Origin of the sequence: Oerskovia enterophila, from assembly GCF_001692445.1 — a bacterium.
Taxonomy (GTDB): Bacteria; Actinomycetota; Actinomycetes; order Actinomycetales; family Cellulomonadaceae; genus Oerskovia; species Oerskovia enterophila.
The window spans coordinates 17383-38024 of the sequence record NZ_MAQA01000032.1; the positions used below are offsets into that span (position 1 = coordinate 17383).

Genomic DNA, 20642 nt, shown 5'->3' on the forward strand with positions numbered 1-20642 from the left:
ATGGCTGCCGTGGCCGCCGCTGAAGGACCGACCGTTCGTCGCGTGAGCGCGCGCGCCGCCAAGGACGCCGTGCTCACGGGTGCGGTGGACCTGGCGCGTGCCGCGGCGGAGCAGGTCGCCGAGCACCCCGGGGACGTCGGGGAGCACCTGGGGACCCTCGCCGTCGAGGACCGCCTGATCTCCCACCTGTTCGCCTGCACCATGCTCGGGTACCGGGGGTGGCGCTGGACGGTGACTCTCGCCCGCGTGCCGCGCGGTCGTGTCGCGACGGTGTGCGAGGTCGAGCTACTGCCGGGCGACGGCGCCATCCTGGCCCCCGAGTGGCTGCCGTGGTCGGAGCGCCTGCGCCCCGGCGACATCGGCACGGGCGACGTGCTGCCGTTCCAGGCGGACGACCCGCGCCTCGAGCCGGGCTACGTGCCGACGGGCGACGAGGAGCAGGACGAGGTCGCGATCGAGGAGCTCGCGCTCGCCCGCGTGCGCGTGCTCTCGCCACAGGGCCGTGACGAGGCCGCCGAGCGCTGGTACCGCGGCACGCGGGGACCCACGGCGCCGGGCGCGGTCGCGTCCAGCGCCGAGTGCGGTTCGTGCGGCTTCCTGGTCCCGCTCCAGGGAGCGCTCGGGCAGCTCTTCGCGGTCTGCGCCAACCCGTGGTCCCCGGACGACGGCAAGGTCGTGAGCCTCGACCACGGGTGCGGGGCGCACTCGGAGACGGACGTCGAGCCGCACCCGACCGACTGGCCCGCGCCGGACCCGTTGATCGACGAGATGGACGTCGAGATCGTGCAGCTCCTCGACGCTGCACAGGCGTCGAGCGGGACGGCCGGTCCGGCGACGGACGTCGACGCGCCCGTCGACGTCGAGGTTCCCGCCGAGGCGGCCCCCGTGGAGCGTTCGGCCGAGGTCGAGGCGAGCATCCAGCTCGCGCTGTCGCGCATCACGCTGCCCGAGCCGGGCACCTCGTCGGCCGGCACCTCGGGCGACGGTCCGGACGACGTGCCGTCCGCCCCTGCCGAGGACGCAGCGCCGGACGAGCCCTCACGGTGACCGACGACGCCTTCGGGACAGCGGCCCTGCGCCGGGCTGTCTCGGAGGCGTGGCTCGCGTCGCCGACTCGCTTCCGGGAGGACGCGAACACCGAGGAGGACCACGCGCGCGGCTACTACCGCGACCGTGTGGTCGTCGAGCTCGCGCAGAACGCGGCCGACGCCGCGGCGCACGCGGGCGTCCCGGGCCGCCTCGTCCTGCGCCTCGCGCCGGACGAGGCGGGATCCTGGTGGCTCACGGCCGAGAACTCGGGTGCCCCGCTGGACGCGGCTGGTGTCGCGTCCTTGGCGTCCATGCGCGCCTCCGCGAAGCTCGCCCCGTCCGGGGCTCGCCCGGACGCCCCCGCTCCGGGGTCCGGCCCCGGCCCGACGGCGGAGCGCACCTCCGCGGCATCGGGACCCGGGCGCGTGGGCCGGTTCGGCGTGGGCTTCGCAGCCGTGCGGTCGGTGGCCGACGAGATCGTGGTCCGGTCGACGCTGGGCGGCGTCGAGTTCTCGCTCGAGCGCACGCGCGAGGCCCTGGACGGGCTGACGAGAGCTTCCGGGGCGGACCGGGCCGACGCGGACCGGCTCGCGGCCGCGGTCCGTGAGCGGGGAGCCGCGCTCCCGGTGCTGCGGCTGCCGTTCCCCGCTGACCCGTTGCCCACAGTCTCGTCGCCCGCCGTGCCCGCGGACACCGTCGTGTCGCTGCGCCTGCGGGACGACGAGGCCGTCCAGGCCGTGCGCCGCCAGCTCGACGAGCTCGACGACGCCCTGCTCCTGGCCCTGCCCGCGCTCGACGAGGTCGTCGTGGACGTCGCGGGCGCCGGCGAGGTGCGCCGCCTCCAGGACGCCGACGCCCGGTGGACCGTGCTGCGGGACGCGGGGGAGACCCCTGCCGACCTGCTCGCGTCGCTCCCGGTCGAGCAGCGGCACGTGGGGTGGTCGCTCCTGTGGGCCCTGCCGCACGAGCGGACCGCGGTCCCGGGTCTGCTGCACGCTCCCACGCCGACCGACGAGCGGCTGACCTTCCCCGCGCTCCTGATCGCGTCCTTCCCGCTCGACCCGAGCAGGCGCCACGTCCTGCCCGGTCCCGTGGCCGATGCTCTCGCGGCGAGGTCGGGCGAGGCATACGCGCGCCTCCTCGCGCGTCTCGCGGCGCAGGGGGCGAACGACCCGGGCTCTTCTGCGACTGCGCCGGACGCCCGCCGCAGCTCGGTCCTCGGGATCGACCACGCCCCAGACCGCGCCGATGTCCGCGGCCACGTCCTCGGGCTCGTCCCCACCGGTCTGCCCGCGAGCGAGGTCGACGCGCGGATCCGAGACGTCGCCCTGGACGCCCTGAGGGGCGCGCCGCTGCTCGCCCCGGTCGGTGAGATCATGGCGGCGACGGCGCACCGGGACGGTCAGGACGAGCCGGACGCTTCACGGCACCTCGTCGCTCCACGAGATGCTCAGGTCCTTGCGGGCGAGGTGGGCCGCGACCCCGCCGTGCTCCGGGTCCTCGGACGCTGGGTGCCCGGGCTCGTGGACGTCCCGTCGCCCTTCCTCGCGGTCGCGCGCTCGCTGGGCGTGCAGGCGCGTGACCTGGCCGACGTGCTCGACGAGCTTCCCGCGGGCATGGGCCCGAGCAGCTGGCGGGAGATCTACACGGTCCTCGCGCCGCACCGCGGCCAGCCGGGTGTGCTCGACGCTCTCGGTGCCGTCACCGTCCCGCTCGCGGACGGCCGCACGGTGCGGGGGGCCCGTGGCGCGCTCCTGCTCACCTCGGACGAGCGGGATCCGGGCACGGCCGGCACAGCGAGCGCGGCCGGTTCGCCGCCGTTCCTCGCGCTCGCGCGCTCGCTCGGTCTGCGGCTCGTCCACCCGGAGGCGGCGCACCCGCTCCTCGAACGCCTCGGCGCCACGGTGTCCTCGGCGCGCACGCTCCTCGAGGAGCCCGCGGTCAAGGACCACGTCCTGCACCTCGCGGACGAGGCCGCGGACGGCGATCCGCTCCTGGGCGACCTCGAGGACCTCGGAGACGTCGAGCCCGAGCCGTGGACGACCGTTCCCCTGCCAGGTAGCGAGCCCGACGCCCCGGTTCCCGGCACCGAGGGGGACGTGCCCGCCCAGGTGCCCTCCGCCGTCGGGCAGGTGCTCGCCCTGGTGCGGGCCGCGCTCGACGAGGGCGCGCTGCCCGCCGAGCTGCCCTTCTGGCTCGGCGAGCTCCCTCTGCCCACCGCTGACGGCGACCTTTCCCCGGCGCGCGAGTGCGTGCTGCCCGGGTCGTGGGCGGCCGAGCACCTCGACGGCCTGGTGCCGCTCGTCGCGCAGGCCGAGCCGTCGGGCGCGTGGAGCGAGGACGTGCTGCGCGCGGTCGGTGTCCAGGCGGACGTGTCGGTCTACCGGGTCGCGGACGTCCTGACCCCGTGGGCCCGGGGGGCCGACCTGGCTGACGACGCGGCCGACCCGGCCGACCCGCAGTCCTGGCTCGCGGGCTGGACCGACTACCTGGACGCCCTCGCGGGCCTGCACGGTGGTGGGGCGTACGTGGGCGACCTCGACGGGGTCGCGGACCTCGACGCCGTGTCCGACGACGCCTGGCCCGCCTTCCTCGCGCGCCTCGCGCACGACCCCGACGCCCGCGCCGCGCTCCTCGCCCCCGTCCGGGGCCAGGGGAGCGCGCGGGTGGGGGACGCGCCGTCGTACACCGCGTGGTGGCTGCGCCGGCACCTCGGCGCGCCCTTCGCTGCCCAGCCCGGCACCGTCCCCTTCCTCGCCGACCCACCCCCGGCCGTGCGCGGTCTGGACACCGAGGTGGTGCGCGCGCTGGGCGGGGTCGTCCGGCTCGAGGACCTGGACCCGGCGGACTGGTCGGGGTACCTCGCCGCGCTACCCGACGTCGGCACGCCCCTCCCGCTGTCCGCCTCGCTCGCGGTGTGGCGCGGGCTGGGCGCGCTCGCGGGTCGCGCCCCGGCCGCGGAGGTGCTCGACGAGCTGCCCGAGCGCCTGCCCGGCCTGCGCGCGGGGCGCGCGACGTGCGTCGCGGCCGACGACCTGGCCGTCGCGACGAGCGCCATGTGGGCGCAGGTGCGGACCGTGCTGCCCGTCGCGCCCGGTAGCGCGGGGGACGCAGCGCGCGTGGGCGAGACTCTCGCGGACCTGCTCGACCTCCTGCTGCTCGCGCCCCCGGGGAGCGTGGACGTCCCCCTGCCCGACGGCGAGGGCTCGCCCCAGGCGGTCGACCCCCGTGTCGTGGGGCTCGTCCCGGGCGTCCCGGTGCGCTGGTTCGAGCACGACGCCCTGAGCGTGGACGGCGTCGAGGTCGACTGGTGGGTGTGCGCGGGACGCGACGGGGCGCAGGTGCACGCCGCGACGACGTCGGGCCTCGCGCGGGGGCTCGCCGCCGCGGCCGGTCGCCCGGACGCGCGGCACCTGCTCGAGGTCGCGCTCCTGGATCCGGACGCGGCCGACGAGCTGCTCGCCGAGTCGGCGTGGGACCGATGACCGGCACGACGCGCACCGCATGAGCCGCACGACCCGCCCCAGCCGCGCGACGCCGTCGGACGACGGGCCCTCGGGCATCTTCGACCGGCGGCTCGTGGGCGGCGTGTACGTCCCCACGTTCGTGTTCGAGGCCGGGGTCAGCGCGATCGTGCCCGTGATCGCGCTGACCGCTCTCTCGATGGGTGCGGGGATCGCGCTCGCGGGGTTCGTCGTGGCGCTCCTGGGGATCGGGCAGATCGCCGGGGACGTGCCCGCGGGGGCGTTCGCCGCGAGGTTCGGCGACCGGCGGGCCATGATGACGGCCGCTGCGGCGTCGGTCGTGGGTCTCGTCGCGTGCGCGCTCGCGCCCAACCTGTGGGTCCTGGGTGCCGGGGTGTTCTGCGTCGGCATGACCAACGCGGTCTTCATGCTCGCGCGCCAGGCCTACCTGACCGAGGTCACTCCGGTGCTCAAGCGCGCCCGCGCGCTGTCGACGCTCGCGGGCACGCACCGGATCGGGGCGTTCGTCGGCCCGTTCGCCGCGGCGGCCGTGCTCGCGGTGTGGGACCTGCAGGCCGCGTACTGGCTGGCGGTGGGGACGAGCCTGCTCGCGGGGCTCGTGACCCTCGTGGTGCCCGACGTCGCGGCCCGGTCCACCGAGCACCGCCGGACCGCGGCTCCCGTGAGCTTCCGGACCGTCCTGGTCGAGAACCGGCGGGTCTTCGCGACGCTCGGGCTCGCGGTCGTCATGGTCGGTGCGACGCGCGCGGCCCGCCAGGTCGTGCTGCCCCTCTGGTCGGAGCACCTGGGGTTCAGCCCCGCGACGACGAGCGTGATCTTCGGGCTGTCCGGTGCGGTCGACATGCTGCTCTTCTACCCGGCCGGCAAGGTCATGGACCGCATGGGCCGGTTGTGGGTCGCGATCCCCTGCATGGTCGTGCTGGGCGGCGCGATCGTCGTCCTGCCGCTCACGAGCACGGTCGCCGGGGTGGCCGTCGTCGCGATGGTCATGGGGTTCGGCAACGGGATCGGTTCGGGGATCCTCATGACGCTCGGGGCCGACGTCGCTCCACCGGACGTGCGCGCCCAGTTCCTCGGGATCTGGCGCCTCTTCCAGGACTCCGGGGCCGCGCTGGGTCCGCTCGTGGTCTCGGCGGGGGCCGCGCTCGGCAGCCTCGCGGGCGGGATCGTCGCGTCCGGGACGGTCGGGCTGCTCGGGGCGGTCGCGCTCGCGAGGTGGGTGCCCCGGTGGTCCGTGCACGCGAACCGGACCACACGCCGTCGGGCCGGGATCGAGACCTCGTCCCGATCCTGACCCGACGGTGCGTCCGGAGGCGTGCTCAGCGTGCCGAGCGGAACTGCGCCGTGAGGGGGCACTGGAACGGGTCGCGCGAGGCGATGCCCACCCGGTTGAGGTACGCGATGACGATCCGGTAGGAGTCGATCAGCGTCGTCTCGGTGTACTTGATGCCCTTGGCCTGGCAGAACTCGATGACCATGGGGCGGACCTTGCGGAGCGCGGGGCTCGGCATGCTGGGGAAGAGGTGGTGCTCGACCTGGAAGTTGAGGCCGCCCATGAAGACGTCGACCGCGCGGCCGCCACGGATGTTGCGGCTCATGAGGACCTGGCGGCGCAGGAAGTCGATCTTGACGTCGGGTGCGATGACCGGCATGCCCTTGTGGTTGGGGGCGAACGAGGCCCCCATGAGGAAGCCGAACACGGCAAGCTCGACACCGATGAAGGCGAAGCCGATGCCCACGGGCATGAGCAGGAAGACCGCCGCGGCGAACCCGACCAGGCGGATCGTGACGAACGTGATCTCGACCGCGCGGCGCTTGACCGGCTCCTTGCCGAAGATCGTCTTGAGTCCGTTGACGTGCAGGTTGAGGCCCTCGAGGAGCAGGAGCGGGAAGAACCAGTAGCCCTGGTGCGACGCGAGCCACCCGCGGACACCGGTCTTGGGCTTCTCGAGCGTCTCGGTCTCCCACACGAGGACGCCGTTGATCATGTCCGGGTCCGTGCCCAGGACGTTGGGCTTCTGGTGGTGCTTGGAGTGCTTGTGCAGCCACCAGCCGTAGCTCAGCCCGCCGAACAGGTTCGCGATGACCAGGCTCGCCCAGTCGTTCCACTGACCCGAGCGGAAGATCTGGCGGTGCGCCGCGTCGTGCCCCAGGAACGCCATCTGCGTGAACAGCACGCCCAGCGCGCCCGCGATCGCGAGCTGCCACCACGAGTCGCCCAGCAGCACCATGCCCACGCCGCACGCGGCGAGCAGTGCCACGATGCCCGCGAACCGCGCCCAGTAGTAGGCGTAGCGACGACGCATGAGCCCGGTCTCCTGGACCATGCGGGTCAGCTCCGAGAAGTCGCTGACCTGTCGCTGGCGAGCCGACGGCGCCTTCGCCTGAGGGGGGTCGAGCTCCAGTACCGCGCTGCTAGGCGTCATCATCGTCCACTCGTCGATCGGGGGGCGGACGCAGAACAAGACGCCGCGAGATCGACTCTACGAACGGGGTGGGCGAAGAACTATGGGGTTGTCCCCCCTATCGGGAGGGCGGCGCGGGAAGCGGGTCGACGAAGGCCCCCGGCGGGCGCGGCTCACTCGGGCGAGCGGTACTCCGCACGGTTCCTGCGCTCCCACGCGAGGCCGACGAGGCCGAGCAGGAGGCCCGCGCCGCACGTGGCGGGGGCCTGGTACGTCGCGTGCCCGAGCACGAGCAGGACCAGCGAGACGGCGAGGGCGATCGCCCAGAGCGACATCCCCGCGAGGGCCACGTGGCGCAGGTCGACACGGAGCGCCGGCGGGTTGGGGCGGCGCCGCTCCGGGTGGACCAGGAGGGAGATCATCGAGGGCACGGGACGAGTCTAGTGCGGGCGGCGTGAGCCGGGGGAGCGGGTGAAATCTGCGGTGAGACGGGCCGGGCGCTGCCTGCGCGCCGAGACGTGCGGGCACGTGTCGGTGCGTGCCGAAGCCTCCCGGGGTCGGCCGTTTGCCCTCTTCCGGCGCGATGCCCTTTTCACCCGGTGACCGGCGTCACAACCTGGACGGTCGACCATCTCTCCAGTGTGAGACGAACGGTGGACGACGGTTCCGCCATCGCCTCGACAGCCGCTAGTATCCGAAGGCTCGATGAACGCTCAGACCTGGACGCACGTCCAAGCTTCGGGGTGACGCACCGCAGCGTCCCCCGGGAGATCGTCTCCTCGGGACCTTTACTTGGACGGTCGTCCGACTCCCTTTCCTGTTCCGGCAAGCCACGGGCGATCCTTGCCCGGAGGCGCTGAATCACAGGGCTGAGAGTCGGGGCGTCCGCAACCTTCTCACCCGGGTGAAAAGGCGTTCACAGCATTCTTATTACCTGGGGACGGCTCCTAGTATGAGTCGTTCCGCGCAGTCAAGAAGTCGGCTGCAGGACTTTATCGAGAGGTTGCCGGGCCATGGCCGGAAGCGTCATCCACGACACGCGTCGTGGACTCCGCCACATCTTCACCGCTTCGCCTGCCGCTCCTCTCCGGGCGGCCCGTGCGTCGTTCGCCGAGGTCTCCTGGGACAGGTCCTACCGGATCCGCCTGGTGGCGACCGACACGCTCGCCATCATGGTCGGTGTCGTCGCCGCCTACTTCCTGCGCTGGGACAAGTTCATCAGCCAGCCGGTCCGTGAGGACGTCGGTGTCCCGTACCTGGTCCTGAGCGTGCTGATCGGCGTCGCCTGGGCCGGTTCGCTCGCGTTCTCCAAGACGCGCGACGTGCGGATCGTGGGCAGCGGGCCCACCGAGTACCAGCGGGTCTTCGACTCCTCGTGGCGGCTGTTCGCCGTCCTGGCGATCCTCGCGTTCCTCTTCCGCTTCCCGGAGGGCCGCGGCTACCTCGTGGTCGCGTTCCCCCTGGGGCTGGGCGGTCTCCTCCTGGGGCGCTACCTCTGGCGCCAGTGGCTCCACCGCAAGCGTGCTGCCGGCTCGCACCGGACCGCGGTCCTGGCGATCGGTCACCGCGACCAGGCCGAGCGGCTGATCCGTGACCTCAACGAGCGAGACAGCTCGGGCTACCGCGTCGTGGCCGTGTGCATCCCCAGCGGCCAGGTGCGGGACGGCGACTCGATCCTGGGGGTCCCGATCCTCGGTGACCTGCGGTCCGCGGGGCAGGTCGCCGCGCGCGTCGAGGCGGGGTGCGTCGCGGTGAGCGGGTCGGACGCCGTGACCGCAGAGGTCGTGCGGCACCTGAGCTGGGAGCTCGAGCCCGTGGGCGTCGACCTCATGCTCACGACCGAGCTGGTCGACGTGGCCGGTCCGCGCATCACCATCACCCCTGCCGAGTCGGTGTCGCTCCTGCACGTCGACGCCCCGCGGTTCACGGGCCCCAAGTTCGTGTTCAAGTCGATCTCCGACTGGTTCGGCGCGGCGATCCTCACGATCCTGCTCCTGCCGGTGCTGATCACGGTCGGCCTCGCGGTGTGGCTCACGAGCAAGGGCCCCGTCTTCTACTCGCAGCAGCGTGTGGGTCGCAACGGCGAGACGTTCTCCATGCTCAAGTTCCGTTCGATGCGCGTCGACGCGGAGCTGGACCTCACGGCGCTCGCCCAGGCGAACGAGGGGTCGGGGCTGCTGTTCAAGATCCGCGACGACCCGCGCGTGACTCCCGTGGGCCGGTTCATCCGCCGGTACTCGCTCGACGAGCTGCCCCAGATCTTCAACGTGCTGCGAGGAGACATGAGCCTCGTGGGCCCGCGCCCGCCCCTGCCGCGCGAGGTCAGCCAGTACGAGAAGAAGGTCCGTCGCCGCCTCCTGGTCAAGCCGGGCCTCACGGGCCTGTGGCAGGTCGGTGGTCGCTCGGACCTCTCCTGGGAGGAGAGCGTGCGCCTCGACGTGTACTACGTGGAGAACTGGACCATGTTCGGGGACTTCCTGATCCTGGCCCGGACGGCGCGTGCCGTGGTGTCGGGTCACGGGGCGTACTGACCGCGGTTCACTAGCACGTCACGCACCCGATTCGGGAGCGCAACACGGCATCTGGCACCATTCTCCCCATGACCACCACGACTGACGAGCGCGAAGCGCCCCCGCGTTCCAGCGGCATCGACCGCTTCTTCAAGATCACCGAGCGCGGCTCGACCATCGGCGCCGAGATCCGTGGCGGTCTCGTCACGTTCTTCGCGATGTCCTACATCATCATCCTGAACCCGATCATCCTCTCGGGCGCGGACGGCACGGGCCGCTTCCTCGGCGGCGGCACCGACGGTCCGAACATGGCCATGATCGCGGCCACCACGGCGCTCGTCGCCGGGATCATGACGATCGCGATGGGCGTCTTCGCGAACTACCCCATGGCTCTGGCCGCGGGCCTCGGCCTCAACGCGGTCGTCGCGTTCACGATCGCCACGATCCCCGACGTCACGTGGGCCGACGCGATGGGCATCGTGGTCATCGAGGGCCTCATCATCCTCGTGCTCGTCCTCACGGGCTTCCGCGAGGCCGTGTTCCGCGCCGTCCCGGTCGAGCTCAAGACGGCGATCAGCGTCGGTATCGGCCTGTTCATCGCGCTCGTCGGTCTGGTCAACGCGGGCTTCGTCGCCTCGGGCGGCGGGACGCCGCTCCAGCTCGGCGCGACCGGGTCGCTCGCGGGCTGGCCCATCCTCGTCTTCGTGGTGGGCCTGGTCCTCATGATCGTCCTGTGGGTCCGCAAGGTCCGGGGCGCGATCCTCATCTCGATCCTCGCCGCGACGGTGCTCGCGGTGGTCATCCAGGCGATCGCGGGCGTCGGCACCAAGGGCGCCGGTGCGGCGAACGGCTGGAGCCTGAACGCCCCGGCGCTCGACGGCAGCCCCGTCTCGGTCCCCGACTTCGGTCTGCTGGGTCAGTTCTCGCTGCTGGGCTCGATCGAGAAGGTCGGCGTCGTCACGGTCGTCCTGCTCGTCTTCTCGCTGCTCCTCGCGGACTTCTTCGACACCATGGGCACCATGGTCGCCGTGGGCTCGGAGGGCAAGCTGCTCGACGAGACGGGCAACCCGCCCAGGTCGCGCGCGATCCTGGTCGTCGACTCGATCGCCGCTGCTGCCGGCGGTGCGGCGAGCGTCTCGTCGAACACGAGCTACGTCGAGTCCACGACGGGCGTCGGCGAGGGCGCCCGCACGGGCCTCTCGGCCGTCGTGACCGGCATCGCCTTCCTCCTGGCGACCTTCCTGTCGCCGCTCGTCGCGCTGGTCCCGAGCGAGGCGGCCGCACCGGCGCTCGTCCTCGTCGGCTTCCTCATGATGACCCAGATCACGGGCATCAAGTGGAACAACGTCGAGGTCGCGATCCCCGCGTTCCTCACGATCGCGCTCATGCCGTTCACGTACTCGATCACGGCCGGCATCGGTGCGGGCTTCCTGGCGTTCGTGGTCATCAAGCTGGCGCTGGGCAAGGTCAAGGCGATCCACCCGCTCATGTGGGTGGCCGCGGCCGCGTTCGTCATCTACTTCACCCTCGACCCGATCAGCGACGCGCTGGGCCTCTGACGTACGCTCGCTGGCGATGACCTCGCCGATCCTGCACCTGACGCCCACGCTCCAGTCCTACGACTGGGGTTCGAGGAGTGCCCTGCACTCCCTGCTGGGGCTGGAGCAGGACGGAGGTCCCCTCGCCGAGATGTGGATGGGCGCGCACCCGAAGGGCCCGTCGTCGGCTTCGGCCGACGGCGGGCCGTCGGCGTCTCTGGCGGACCTGATCCATGCGGACCCGGTCGCGATGCTCGGGCAGCGCGTGCTGGACGAGTACGGTCCCCGTCTGCCGTACCTGCTCAAGGTGCTCGCGGCGGACCGTGCGCTGTCGTTGCAGGTCCACCCGCAGCCGCACCGCGCGCGGGCGGGGTTCAACCGCGAGAACCGTGCGGGCATCCCGCGCGGGTCGGCAGAGCGCAGCTTCCACGACGACCAGCACAAGCCGGAGATGGTCGTCGCGATCAGCAGGTTCGAGGGACTCTCCGGGTTCCGTCGTCCGGCGCGGGTCCTGGAGCTGCTCGACGGGCTGCGGGGGGACCTGGTCTCTCGGATGCGGGCCGCGCTCGAGGCGCGTCCTTCTGCGGCCGGGTTGCAGGAAGCGTTCACGCTCGCGCTGCACGCGAGGACCCTGCCCGACGTCGCAGCGGACCTGGCCGTGACCGTCGCCGACGTCGCAGCCCGTCTGGGTGCGGGCACGACGTCGCCTCGCGCGGACGCCACCGTGGTGTCTCTCGCGGACCAGCACCCGGGGGATCCCGGAGCGGTCGTGTCGATGATGCTCAACCGCGTCACGCTCGAGCCGGGGGAGTCGATGTTCGTCCCGGCCGGGCACGTGCACGCCTACCTCTCGGGGTGCGCGGTCGAGGTCATGTCGAGCTCGGACAACGTGCTGCGTGCCGGGCTGACCACCAAGCGGGTGGACGTCGACGCCCTGCTGGCGTGCGTCGCGTACGCCCCGGGGCCTGCGGCCCGCCCGCGGGTCCGACGGCTCGGGACGGGGCCCGTGCCTGGGCGCCGGGGCGCGCTCGCGGCGGGCCACGGGCTGCAGGAGTACCGGGCGGCGATCCCGGAGTTCGCGCTCGTCATGGGGGAGCTGTCGCTCGACGACGGGGCCGTGGTGCTGCAGGCCGAGGGGCCTCGGATCGTGCTGGTCCTCGCCGGGCAGATCGAGGTGGGGTGTCCTGCCGTCGGTAGCGGCACGGCGGGTGGATCCCTGCAGGCGGTGGTGCGCACCGGGGAGTCGGTGTTCGTCCCGCACGCTGCAGGAACGTTGACGCTGAGCGGATCGGGCCGAGCGGTCGTCGCCTACGTGCCCTGAGGGCGTCGTCCGCCGCCGCCCTCCACCGACGCAGCGAAGGGTCGTGATCTCGCTCACGATCCATTTCATTACTTAAGGTAATGAGTTAGGGTAAAGAGATGCCTGCTGCGGAACCGATCACGTCCTCGTCCCCCACGAAGGCGCAGTGTCGGCCCGCGACCCTCGGTGGCGACCTGCGCGTCGCCCTGACCCGCGTCTCGCGCGCGCTGCGCTCGCAGCGCGGAGGCGCCGACCTTCCCGAGGGGCAGTTCGGGGTCCTGACCGTGCTCCACAAGCACGGCGGCATGACCCCCGGCGCGCTCGCGACGCACGAGCGCATCCGGCCGCCCTCCATGACGCGCACGGTGAACGCGCTCGTCGAGCTCGGCCTGGTCCACAAGGTCGAGCACCCCACGGACGGGCGCCAGGTCCTCGTCGCGCTGACCGACGCCGGCGTGCTCGAGGTCAAGGAGACCCGGCGCCGCCGCGACGCGTGGCTCACCCAGCAGCTGACCAGCCTGACCCACGAAGAAAGAGAGACCTTGGCCCGCGCCAGTGACCTGTTGACCCGGATCGCCGCACGATGAGCGCGACGTTCTCCTCCCTCAAGTACTACAACTACCGCCTGTGGTTCGGCTCCGCGCTCGTCGCGAACGTCGGGACCTGGATGCAGCGCATCGCCCAGGACTGGCTCGTCCTGACGGTGCTCACGGCGAACTCCGGCGTCGCCGTCGGCGTCATCACGGCCCTGCAGTTCGCGCCCGTCCTCGCGCTGTCCGCATGGGCGGGCGTCCTGGCGGACCGCCTGCCGCGCCGCAAGATGCTGATGGCCACGCAGGGCGCCTCCGGCCTGCTCGCGCTCGGGCTCGGCGCCCTGGTGCTCTCGGGGCACGTCGAGCTGTGGCACGTCTACGGGTTCGCGCTCGCGCTCGGGTGCGTGTCCGCGCTCGACGGCCCCGTGCGTCAGACGTTCGTCGCCGAGATGGTGCCGAGCGACAAGCTCTCGAACGCGGTGGGCCTCAACAGCGCGTCGTTCAACGCGGCCCGGCTGATCGGCCCCGGCGTCGCCGGCCTGCTGATCGCCGCGGTGGGCACGGGCTGGGTGTTCATCATCAACGGCATCAGCTTCGGCGCGACCATCTTCGCGCTGTCCCGCATGCGCACGCGCGAGATGCACAGGCTTCCGAGCGCCTCGCGCGAGAAGGGGCAGATCCGCGAGGGCATCCGCTACGTGCGCGGCCGCTCCGACATCATCGTCATCATGGTGGTGCTGAGCGTCGTGTCGACGTTCGGCCTCAACTTCCAGCTCACGTCGGCCATGATGGCGCGCGTCGAGTTCGGCATGGGCGCGGGCGAGTACGGGATGCTCGGGTCGATCCTCGCGATCGGCTCGCTGACCGGCGCCCTCATGGCTGCGCGGCGCGAGCGGCCCCGCGTGCGGCTCGTGATCGGGTCGGCGTTCGGCTTCGCGGTCGCGACCGGGGTCATGGCGCTCATGCCGAGCTACACGACGTTCGCGCTCGCGTGCATCCCTGTCGGCTTCGCGTCGCTGACCATGATGACCGCGGCCAACACGACCATCCAGATGACGACGGACCCCGTGATGCGCGGGCGCGTCATGTCCCTGTACATGATCGTGTTCCTCGGGGCGACGCCCGTCGGTGCACCGATCGTGGGCTGGATCGCCGAGGCCTACGGTCCCCGCTGGGCGATCGGGATCGGCTCCATCACGGCGCTCCTGGTCTCGGTGGGCGCGGCGATCTGGGCCATGCGGAACTGGAAGTTCACGGTCAGCTACCGCGTGACGCAGCGCCCGCACCTCCTGGTGACCTACCCCGCGGGCGGCGCGGCGCGGCGCGCGAGCCGCAGCGACACGCGCGAACGGCTCGGCGTCGACGACGCGCAGGACGTGGCCGAGGCGGCATGACCTCGCTCGGCCGGTGGCCGGGCAGGCGCGTCGAGCGATCGTCTCGAGCCGTGCGCAACGAGAAGCGGCCCGCCCCGGGTTCCCGGGGCGGGCCGCTTCGTGTCTCAGGTCTCAGGCCAGCGCGTCGACCACGAAGTCGATGCTCTGGGTGAGCAGCTCGACGTCCGTGGGCTCGATCGCGGGGAACATCCCGATGCGCAGCTGGTTGCGACCCAGCTTGCGGTAGGGGAACACGTCGAGGATCCCGTTGGCGCGCAGCGCCGCGATGACCTGGGTCGCGTCGATCGACTCGTCCAGGTCGACGGTCCCGACGACGGTGGACCGGTCCTCGGGGCGTGTCACGAACGGCGTGGCCCACTCGCGCGACTCGGCCCACGCGTAGAGCGTGCGCGCCGAGGTCGCCGAGCGGGCGCTCGACCATGCGAGACCACCCTGCTCGTTGAGCCAGTCGACCTGCTCGGCGAACGTCACGAGCGTCGAGACCGACGGCGTGTTGAGGGTCTGGTCCAGGCGCGAGTTCGTCAGCGCCGCCTGGAGCGAGAGGAACTCGGGCACCCAGCGGTCACCGGACTCGATCTCCTCGAGGCGCGCGACGGCGTCGGGCGACAGGATCGCGACCCACAGCCCGCCGTCGGACCCGAAGACCTTCTGGGGCGCGAAGTAGTAGACGTCGGTCTCGGCGAGGTCGACCGGGAGGGCGCCTGCGCCCGACGTCGCGTCGACGAGCGTCAGCGCGCCCTGCTCGCGCGATCCGGGGACGCGACGCACGGGGGCCATGGCGCCCGTGGAGGTCTCGTTGTGGGGCCAGGCGTAGACGTCGACGCCGTCCGCGAGCTCGGGGAGCGCGACCGACCCCGGGGGAGCGGTGACGACCTGCGAGGGCTCGAGGAACGGTGCGCGCGTGGTCGCGGTCGCGAACTTGGCGCCGAACTCGCCGAACGCGGCGTGCTGGGCGCGCTCGCGCACCAGGCACAGCGTCGCGACGTCCCAGAACGCCGACGACCCGCCGTTGCCCAGGACGACCTCGTAGCCCTCGGGGGCGTCGAACAGGTCCGTGAGCCCGGAGCGGATCCGGCGGACCAGGGACTTGACCGGTGCCTGGCGGTGCGAGGTGCCGAGCACGGACGTGCCGGCCTCGACGAGCGCGCGCACCTGGGCGTCACGGACCTTGGAGGGCCCGCAGCCGAAGCGGCCGTCGCTGGGCAGCAGGTGCGGGGGGACGGTGATCTGGGTGGGCTCAGGCACAGGGCAACGATAGTCCGGCCTGGCGCGAACACCGTCGGGCGTCCACAATGTCGGTGGCTCGGACCTAAACTAGGGTCAGCGGCCCGCCGGTGCGGCAGGTGCCCCCAAGCCCCCAAGCGACAGGAGCGCGACGTGACCGACCTGATCGACACCACCGAGATGTATCTGAAGACCATCTACGAGCTCGACGAGGAGGGCATCGTCCCCCTGCGTGCGCGCATCGCGGAGCGCCTCGGACACTCGGGACCCACCGTCTCCCAGACGGTGGCCCGCATGGAGCGGGACGGTCTCGTCGTCGTGACGGGGGACCGTCACCTCGAGCTCACCCCGGACGGCCACGCCAAGGCCCAGCGCGTCATGCGCAAGCACCGCCTCGCGGAACGCCTGCTGACGGACGTCATCAAGCTCGACTGGGAGTTCGTGCACGTCGAGGCCTGCCGGTGGGAGCACGTCATGAGCGAGCTCGTCGAGAAGCGCCTCATCGGCCTGCTCGACCACCCGCACTACGACCCCTACGGCAACCCCATCCCCGGGCTCTCGGAGCTGGGGGAGGACATCCAGGAGATCGAGTACCTCGACGGCGTGGTGTCCCTCCCGGCGTACGTGGCCGCCGCGGACCGCGCGGGGCGCGAGCCGGGCGGGCTGCGCGTGGTCGTGCAGCGCATCGCCGAGCCGCTCCAGACGGACACGGACCTGCTGGCCCGCATCGCGGCCGCGGGCATCCTGCCCCGCCAGGAGGTCACGGTCACGCCGGAGACGGGGTCGTTCACGGTGTCGGCGGAGGGCGCGGAGACCGTCCTCGACCTGCCCGACGACGTCGCTCGCCACATCTTCGTCACGGCGCCCTGAGCGCAGCGCACCACGGGTTCCGCCGCCGCCCCGCACCCCCTCCGTGGGGTGCGGGGCGGTGGTGTTCTCGGTGCCTTCTCGGGGTGCCCGGGGCAACGATCTCGTGCCGGTTCGTCCTGCTATACCAGGCCTTTCCAGGGCGTCGTGACGGGAACGTGACATTCACCCGGAGGTCGTGTACGTTCGGTTCTGCTTCACGGATGAATCGTCCGTCGAGGCCCTTGCGCGGAACGCCGAACCCTGTCACCGCGCGAGGAGCACCACGACCCGATGACAGGGACGGGGGACCCAAATTCGGGTACCGGAAACGGTGCCCTTGGGGTGAAGCCAGACGGACCTCGGTCCTGACGGCCGGGTGATTCTCCCACCCGAACCCGACAGCTGACCTCGCAGGCGTCCAGGAGAGGTATCCAGTGAACGCAGTCACGACCGGCGCACGCCACCGTGCAGCGCGACGCCCGCTTTCCACCCTTGCTTCGGCGGCGACGGCTTCCTCCGTCGGCCGCCGCACCGCTGTCGTCGCTGCCTCGTCGGGACTGATCGTCTCGATGCTCGGCGCGATGCCCGCCAACGCTGCGCCCGTCGACCACGACACGGCCAAGCTCAACACCGTCGACCTGAACGCACTCACGACGCAGGCCCGCGCCGCGCTCGAGTCCGCTCCGTCCGTCACGGTCGCCGCTGAGGCCGGCTTCACGATCGAGAGCGCGGCCGTCGCCGTGACCCCCGCTCCTGAGCCCGAGCCGGAGCCCGTCGTCGAGCGCGCCACGCAGGCCTCCTCGCGCTCGGCCGCACGCACCGCCAACACCACTGCCACCACGTCGACGACCGAGAAGGCTGCTTCGGTCTCCGTCCCGGCCTCGGCCAACGGCAGCGCGATCGTCTCGATCGCCAGCCGCTACGTGGGCGTCCCGTACGTCTACGGCGGCACCACCCCGGATGGCTTCGACTGCTCCGGCTTCACGAGCTACGTCTTCGCGCAGGTCGGCATCACCCTCCCGCGCCAGTCGAGCGCGCAGGGCAACGTCGGCACCAAGGTGTCGCGTGCCGACGCTCAGCCCGGCGACCTGATCTGGACCCCCGGCCACATCTCGATCTACGCCGGCGACAACATGCAGATCGACGCCCCGCGTCCCGGCAAGACGATCCAGTTCCGTCAGATCTGGCAGTCGAACCCCACGTTCATCCGCGTCGCCTGAGCTCCCTCGCGGGACTCTGAGCCTCGCGGGAGCGATCTTCCGCAGCTCGACCAGCACCCCGTCACCCTGCCTCGTGCAGGGTGACGGGGTGCTGTCGTTCGCGGGGGGCCAGTGCCGGGTCGGTGCCGGGCGGGCCGAAGCGTCATGGGGTGCGCCGACGAGAGAGCGACCCGCCCCTCCGGGGCCCGGCGCCTCGGTGGACTTTGCCTGTTCTTTCGATAGGTTTGTCTCAGGATGGTGCTTCACCATCGGGAGGAGATGAAACCATGACTCGTGCAGAGATCGTGCTCGTCGGGGTCGACGGTTCGGAGCCCAGCCTGCACGCCCTGGACTGGGCGGCTGCGTACGCGCGCCAGGTCGGCTGGCCCCTGCACGTCGTGTGTTCGTACTCGCTCCCGTCCTTCACCGCGGCCTCGCTCGACGGCGGGTACGCGGCCCTGGACGACACCGCGATCCAGGAGGGTGCCAAGGCGGTCCTGGCCGAGGCCACCCAGCGGGCCGAGGCCGCGGGCGTCAGGACGACCGCCGCGATCGCGACCGGCGACGCCGCTGGTGTCCTGGTCGAGCTCTCCAAGGACTACAGCCTGGTCGTGGTGGGGACCCGCGGGCGGGGTGGGTTCACCGAGCGTCTGCTCGGCACCGTCTCGTCGGCGCTGCCCGCGCACTCGCGGTGCCCCACGGTCGTGGTGCCCCTGAAGTCGGACGGGGAAGGCGGCGAGCTGCCGGCGATCCAGCCGCTCAAGCGGATCGTGGTCGGCGTGGACGGCTCGCCGTCGGCCGACATCGCCCTGCGGCACGCCATCAAGCAGGCCAGGGCGTGGAGCGCCGAGCTCGTCGCGGTCGCCGGGGTGCCCGTCGGTGCGGGGGCTGGGCTGCTCGCGTGGCTGCCGGCCTCGATCGACCACCAGCAGGTCCTCGACGACATCACCGAGGGGCTCAACGTCATCGTGGACCGGCACGAGGCCGAGAACCCCGACGTCCCGATCAAGCGGATCGTCCTCGACGGGACGGGAGCCGAGCTCCTCACGGAGTTCTCGACGGCCTCGGACCTCGTCGTGGTCGGGTCGCGCGGGCGTGGTGGCTTCACGGGGCTGCTCCTGGGCTCGACGAGCCAGGCGGTCCTGCACCACTCGGCCTGCCCCGTCATGGTCGTGACCAAGCGCTGCGAGGACGAGAAGCCCCCGGTGGCGAAGGGCGCCTCGGCAGAGGGCTGACGGCACCGCACCGCGGGGACGTGCGGAGCGGGCGTGACCTCGAGGTCACGCCTGCTCCGACATGCCGCCGCAAGGACGGGTTCAGTTGCGCGTGCGGTACAGGTGCATGGTGATCGGCGCGAAGACGGCGGTGAGGAGCACCGAGGCCAGCAGGACCCACCCGATCTGGTCGAACGTGGCGGTACCGGCCATGAGGGCGCGGACCGCGGTCGCGAGGTGGCTCACGGGGTTGATCTCGGCCCAGGTGCGCAGCGCCGAGGGCATGGTGTCCGGGTCGACGAAGATGTTCGACGCGAACGTCAACGGCATGAGCACCAGCATCGAGACGCCCATGACCGCGTTGGGCGTGCGCATCACGAGGCCCAGGATCGTGAAGATCCAGCTGATCGCGAACGCGAAGACCAGCAGCAGGGCGACGGCCAGCAGGACGCCGACCAGCCCGCCGGCGGGCCGGAAACCGATCGCGAGCCCCAGGCCCACCGTGATGACCGACGCGATCGTGTACCGGACCGTGTCTCCCATGAGCGCGCCCACGATCGGGGCGGGCCGCCAGATCGGGAGCGAGCGGAACCGGTCGAACACGCCCTTGGTGATGTCGGTGTTCAGGGTGAAGCCCGTGTAGACCGTGATGATCAGGACCGTCTGCACCAGGATGCCGGGCAGCAGGTACTGCAGGTAGGTCGTCGTGTCCCCGGCGATCGCCCCGCCGAACAGGTACGTGAACATGAGCGTGAAGATGATCGGCGTGAGCGTGACGTCGAACAGCTGCTCGGGGACGTGCTTGATCTTGAGCAGCGCCCGCCACGCGAACGTCAGGGTGTTCGCGAGCGGCGACGGCCGGGTCGGGTGCTGGTCGATCGCGATGGCCTCGCGCAGCGTCTGTGCCTCCGGGGTGGTGATCACCTCGGTCTGGGTCGCGGCCATCAGGCCACCTCCTCGGTGTGGCTCGTGGTGCCACTTCGGTCCTGGTCTTCCTCGTCGACCGGCTGGCCCGTGAGCGCCAGGAACACCTCGTCGAGGCTCGGCTGCCCGAGCGTGAACTCCGGTACCCCGATCCCCGCGTCCGCGAGAGCGGGCAGGAGCTGTGCTGCCAGGTCCGCGCCGTCGTCGGGCACGCGTGCCGAGAACGCGTACGGGTCCGGCGCGAGCACGACCTCCGCGCGCAGCACGCGCTCGACGATCTCCGCGGCCCGGGCGCGGTCGGACGAGTCGGCGAGGCGCAGGTTCACCGACCCCTCGCCGACCGAGCGCTTGAGCTCGGTCGCGGTGCCCTCGGCGATGACCTTGCCGTGGTCGATCACGGCGATGCGGTCCGCGAGCTGGTCGGCCTCCTCGAGGTACTGGGTCGTGAGCAGCACGGTCGCGCCGTCGGCCACGAGCACGCGCACGATGTCCCACACCTGGTTGCGGCTGCGGGGGTCGAGCCCCGTGGTCGGCTCGTCGAGGAACAGCACGCGCGGGCTCATGACGAGGCTCGCGGCGAGGTCGATGCGGCGGCGCATGCCGCCCGAGTACGTCTTGACGGGCCGGTTCGCGGCCTCGGCGATGCCGAACGCCTCCATGAGGTCCATGCCCCGGCGCCTCGCCGCGGGCTTCGAGAACCCGTAGAGCCGCGCGATGACGATCAGGTTCTCCGCGCCGGTCAGGTCCTCGTCGACCGACGCGTACTGGCCCGTGAGACCCACGAGTGAGCGGACGGCGTCGGGCTGGGCCAGGACGTCGTGCCCCAGGACGTGGGCCGTGCCCGCGTCGGGGCGCAGGAGGGTCGTGAGCATGCGGACGGCCGTGGTCTTGCCCGCGCCGTTGGGACCGAGGACCCCGTAGACCGTGCCGGTCGGCACGGCGAGGTCGATCCCGTCGACGGCCCGGGTCTCCTTGAAGTGCTTGACGAGGCCGTGGGCCTCGATCGCGAGATCTGGTGCGCTGGTCATACGTGCTCCC

Annotated in this window: 16 protein-coding genes and 1 riboswitch; of the genes, 11 read left to right on the forward strand and 5 right to left on the reverse strand. The window is 72.1% G+C overall.

Translation table 11 applies throughout. The annotated features are described in order from the left end of the window. The 3 genes from OERS_RS13245 to OERS_RS13255 are packed head-to-tail and all read left to right on the forward strand — an operon-like array spanning position 1 to position 5808. Complete coding sequence (locus OERS_RS13245; protein ID WP_068626123.1) at positions 1–1047, forward strand: DUF3027 domain-containing protein; 1047 nt, start codon at positions 1–3, stop codon at positions 1045–1047. Beyond that, positions 1044–4514: a hypothetical protein gene (locus OERS_RS13250; RefSeq protein WP_068626124.1), complete on the forward strand. Its 3471-nt coding sequence runs from the start codon at positions 1044–1046 to the stop codon at positions 4512–4514. Before OERS_RS13245 ends, OERS_RS13250 begins: the two co-directional genes overlap by 4 nt. A gap of 19 nt (positions 4515–4533) precedes the next feature. Then, a complete protein-coding gene (locus OERS_RS13255) occupies positions 4534–5808 on the forward strand; it encodes an MFS transporter (RefSeq protein WP_082608416.1) in 1275 nt (424 codons plus the stop codon). A 25-nt stretch (positions 5809–5833) separates the two neighbouring features. Here OERS_RS13255 and OERS_RS13260 read toward each other — a convergent pair whose 3' ends face one another. After that, the gene (locus OERS_RS13260; RefSeq protein ID WP_231907564.1) at positions 5834–6943 is read right to left on the reverse strand and encodes a fatty acid desaturase family protein; all 1110 of its coding nucleotides are present in this window, start codon (positions 6941–6943) and stop codon (positions 5834–5836) included. Positions 6944–7092: 149 nt separating this feature from the next. Then, a complete protein-coding gene (locus OERS_RS13265) occupies positions 7093–7341 on the reverse strand; it encodes a DUF2530 domain-containing protein (RefSeq protein WP_068626125.1) in 249 nt (82 codons plus the stop codon). Positions 7342–7932: 591 nt separating this feature from the next. Here OERS_RS13265 and OERS_RS13270 point away from each other — a divergent pair. The 5 genes from OERS_RS13270 (at position 7933) to OERS_RS13290 (ending at position 14194) form a co-directional block, all read left to right on the forward strand. Next, positions 7933–9450, forward strand: coding sequence for a sugar transferase (locus OERS_RS13270; RefSeq protein ID WP_068626126.1), 1518 nt, complete (start codon positions 7933–7935; stop codon positions 9448–9450). 68 nt (positions 9451–9518) lie between these two features. Continuing rightward, positions 9519–10988, forward strand: coding sequence for an NCS2 family permease (locus tag OERS_RS13275; protein WP_068626127.1), 1470 nt, complete (start codon positions 9519–9521; stop codon positions 10986–10988). 16 nt (positions 10989–11004) lie between these two features. Further along, entirely contained in the window at positions 11005–12288 is a 1284-nt protein-coding gene (gene manA / locus OERS_RS13280) for a mannose-6-phosphate isomerase, class I (RefSeq protein WP_068626128.1), read from the forward strand. Between the two features lie 98 nt (positions 12289–12386). Beyond that, entirely contained in the window at positions 12387–12854 is a 468-nt protein-coding gene (locus tag OERS_RS13285) for a MarR family winged helix-turn-helix transcriptional regulator (RefSeq protein ID WP_068626129.1), read from the forward strand. After that, positions 12851–14194 carry an MFS transporter gene (locus OERS_RS13290; protein WP_068626130.1) on the forward strand — a complete coding sequence of 448 codons (1344 nt, stop codon included), beginning with the start codon at positions 12851–12853 and terminating at the stop codon, positions 14192–14194. Before OERS_RS13285 ends, OERS_RS13290 begins: the two co-directional genes overlap by 4 nt. A gap of 111 nt (positions 14195–14305) precedes the next feature. Here the strand turns inward: OERS_RS13290 and serC are convergent, their stop codons facing one another. Continuing rightward, positions 14306–15439, reverse strand: a complete 1134-nt coding sequence (gene serC, locus OERS_RS13295) for a phosphoserine transaminase (protein WP_231907563.1) — start codon at positions 15437–15439, stop codon at positions 14306–14308. Between the two features lie 132 nt (positions 15440–15571). Here serC and OERS_RS13300 point away from each other — a divergent pair, with 132 nt between their 5' ends. The 3 genes from OERS_RS13300 to OERS_RS13310 all read left to right on the forward strand — a co-directional run bounded on the left by OERS_RS13300 (position 15572) and on the right by OERS_RS13310 (position 18701). Next, positions 15572–16288, forward strand: coding sequence for a metal-dependent transcriptional regulator (locus tag OERS_RS13300; protein WP_068626131.1), 717 nt, complete (start codon positions 15572–15574; stop codon positions 16286–16288). A 221-nt stretch (positions 16289–16509) separates the two neighbouring features. Next, positions 16510–16699: riboswitch (cyclic di-AMP (ydaO/yuaA leader) on the forward strand. Between the two features lie 149 nt (positions 16700–16848). Next, positions 16849–17487 carry a C40 family peptidase gene (locus OERS_RS13305; RefSeq protein WP_231907562.1) on the forward strand — a complete coding sequence of 213 codons (639 nt, stop codon included), beginning with the start codon at positions 16849–16851 and terminating at the stop codon, positions 17485–17487. Positions 17488–17753: 266 nt separating this feature from the next. Then, positions 17754–18701 (forward strand): universal stress protein, encoded by a 948-nt coding sequence (locus OERS_RS13310; protein WP_068626132.1) that lies wholly within the window; start codon positions 17754–17756, stop codon positions 18699–18701. Positions 18702–18782: 81 nt separating this feature from the next. Here OERS_RS13310 and OERS_RS13315 read toward each other — a convergent pair whose 3' ends face one another. Further along, positions 18783–19625: an ABC transporter permease gene (locus OERS_RS13315; protein ID WP_068626133.1), complete on the reverse strand. Its 843-nt coding sequence runs from the start codon at positions 19623–19625 to the stop codon at positions 18783–18785. Beyond that, positions 19625–20632 (reverse strand): ATP-binding cassette domain-containing protein, encoded by a 1008-nt coding sequence (locus OERS_RS13320; protein ID WP_068626134.1) that lies wholly within the window; start codon positions 20630–20632, stop codon positions 19625–19627. Before OERS_RS13320 ends, OERS_RS13315 begins: the two co-directional genes overlap by 1 nt. Positions 20633–20642: the final 10 nt, after the last annotated feature.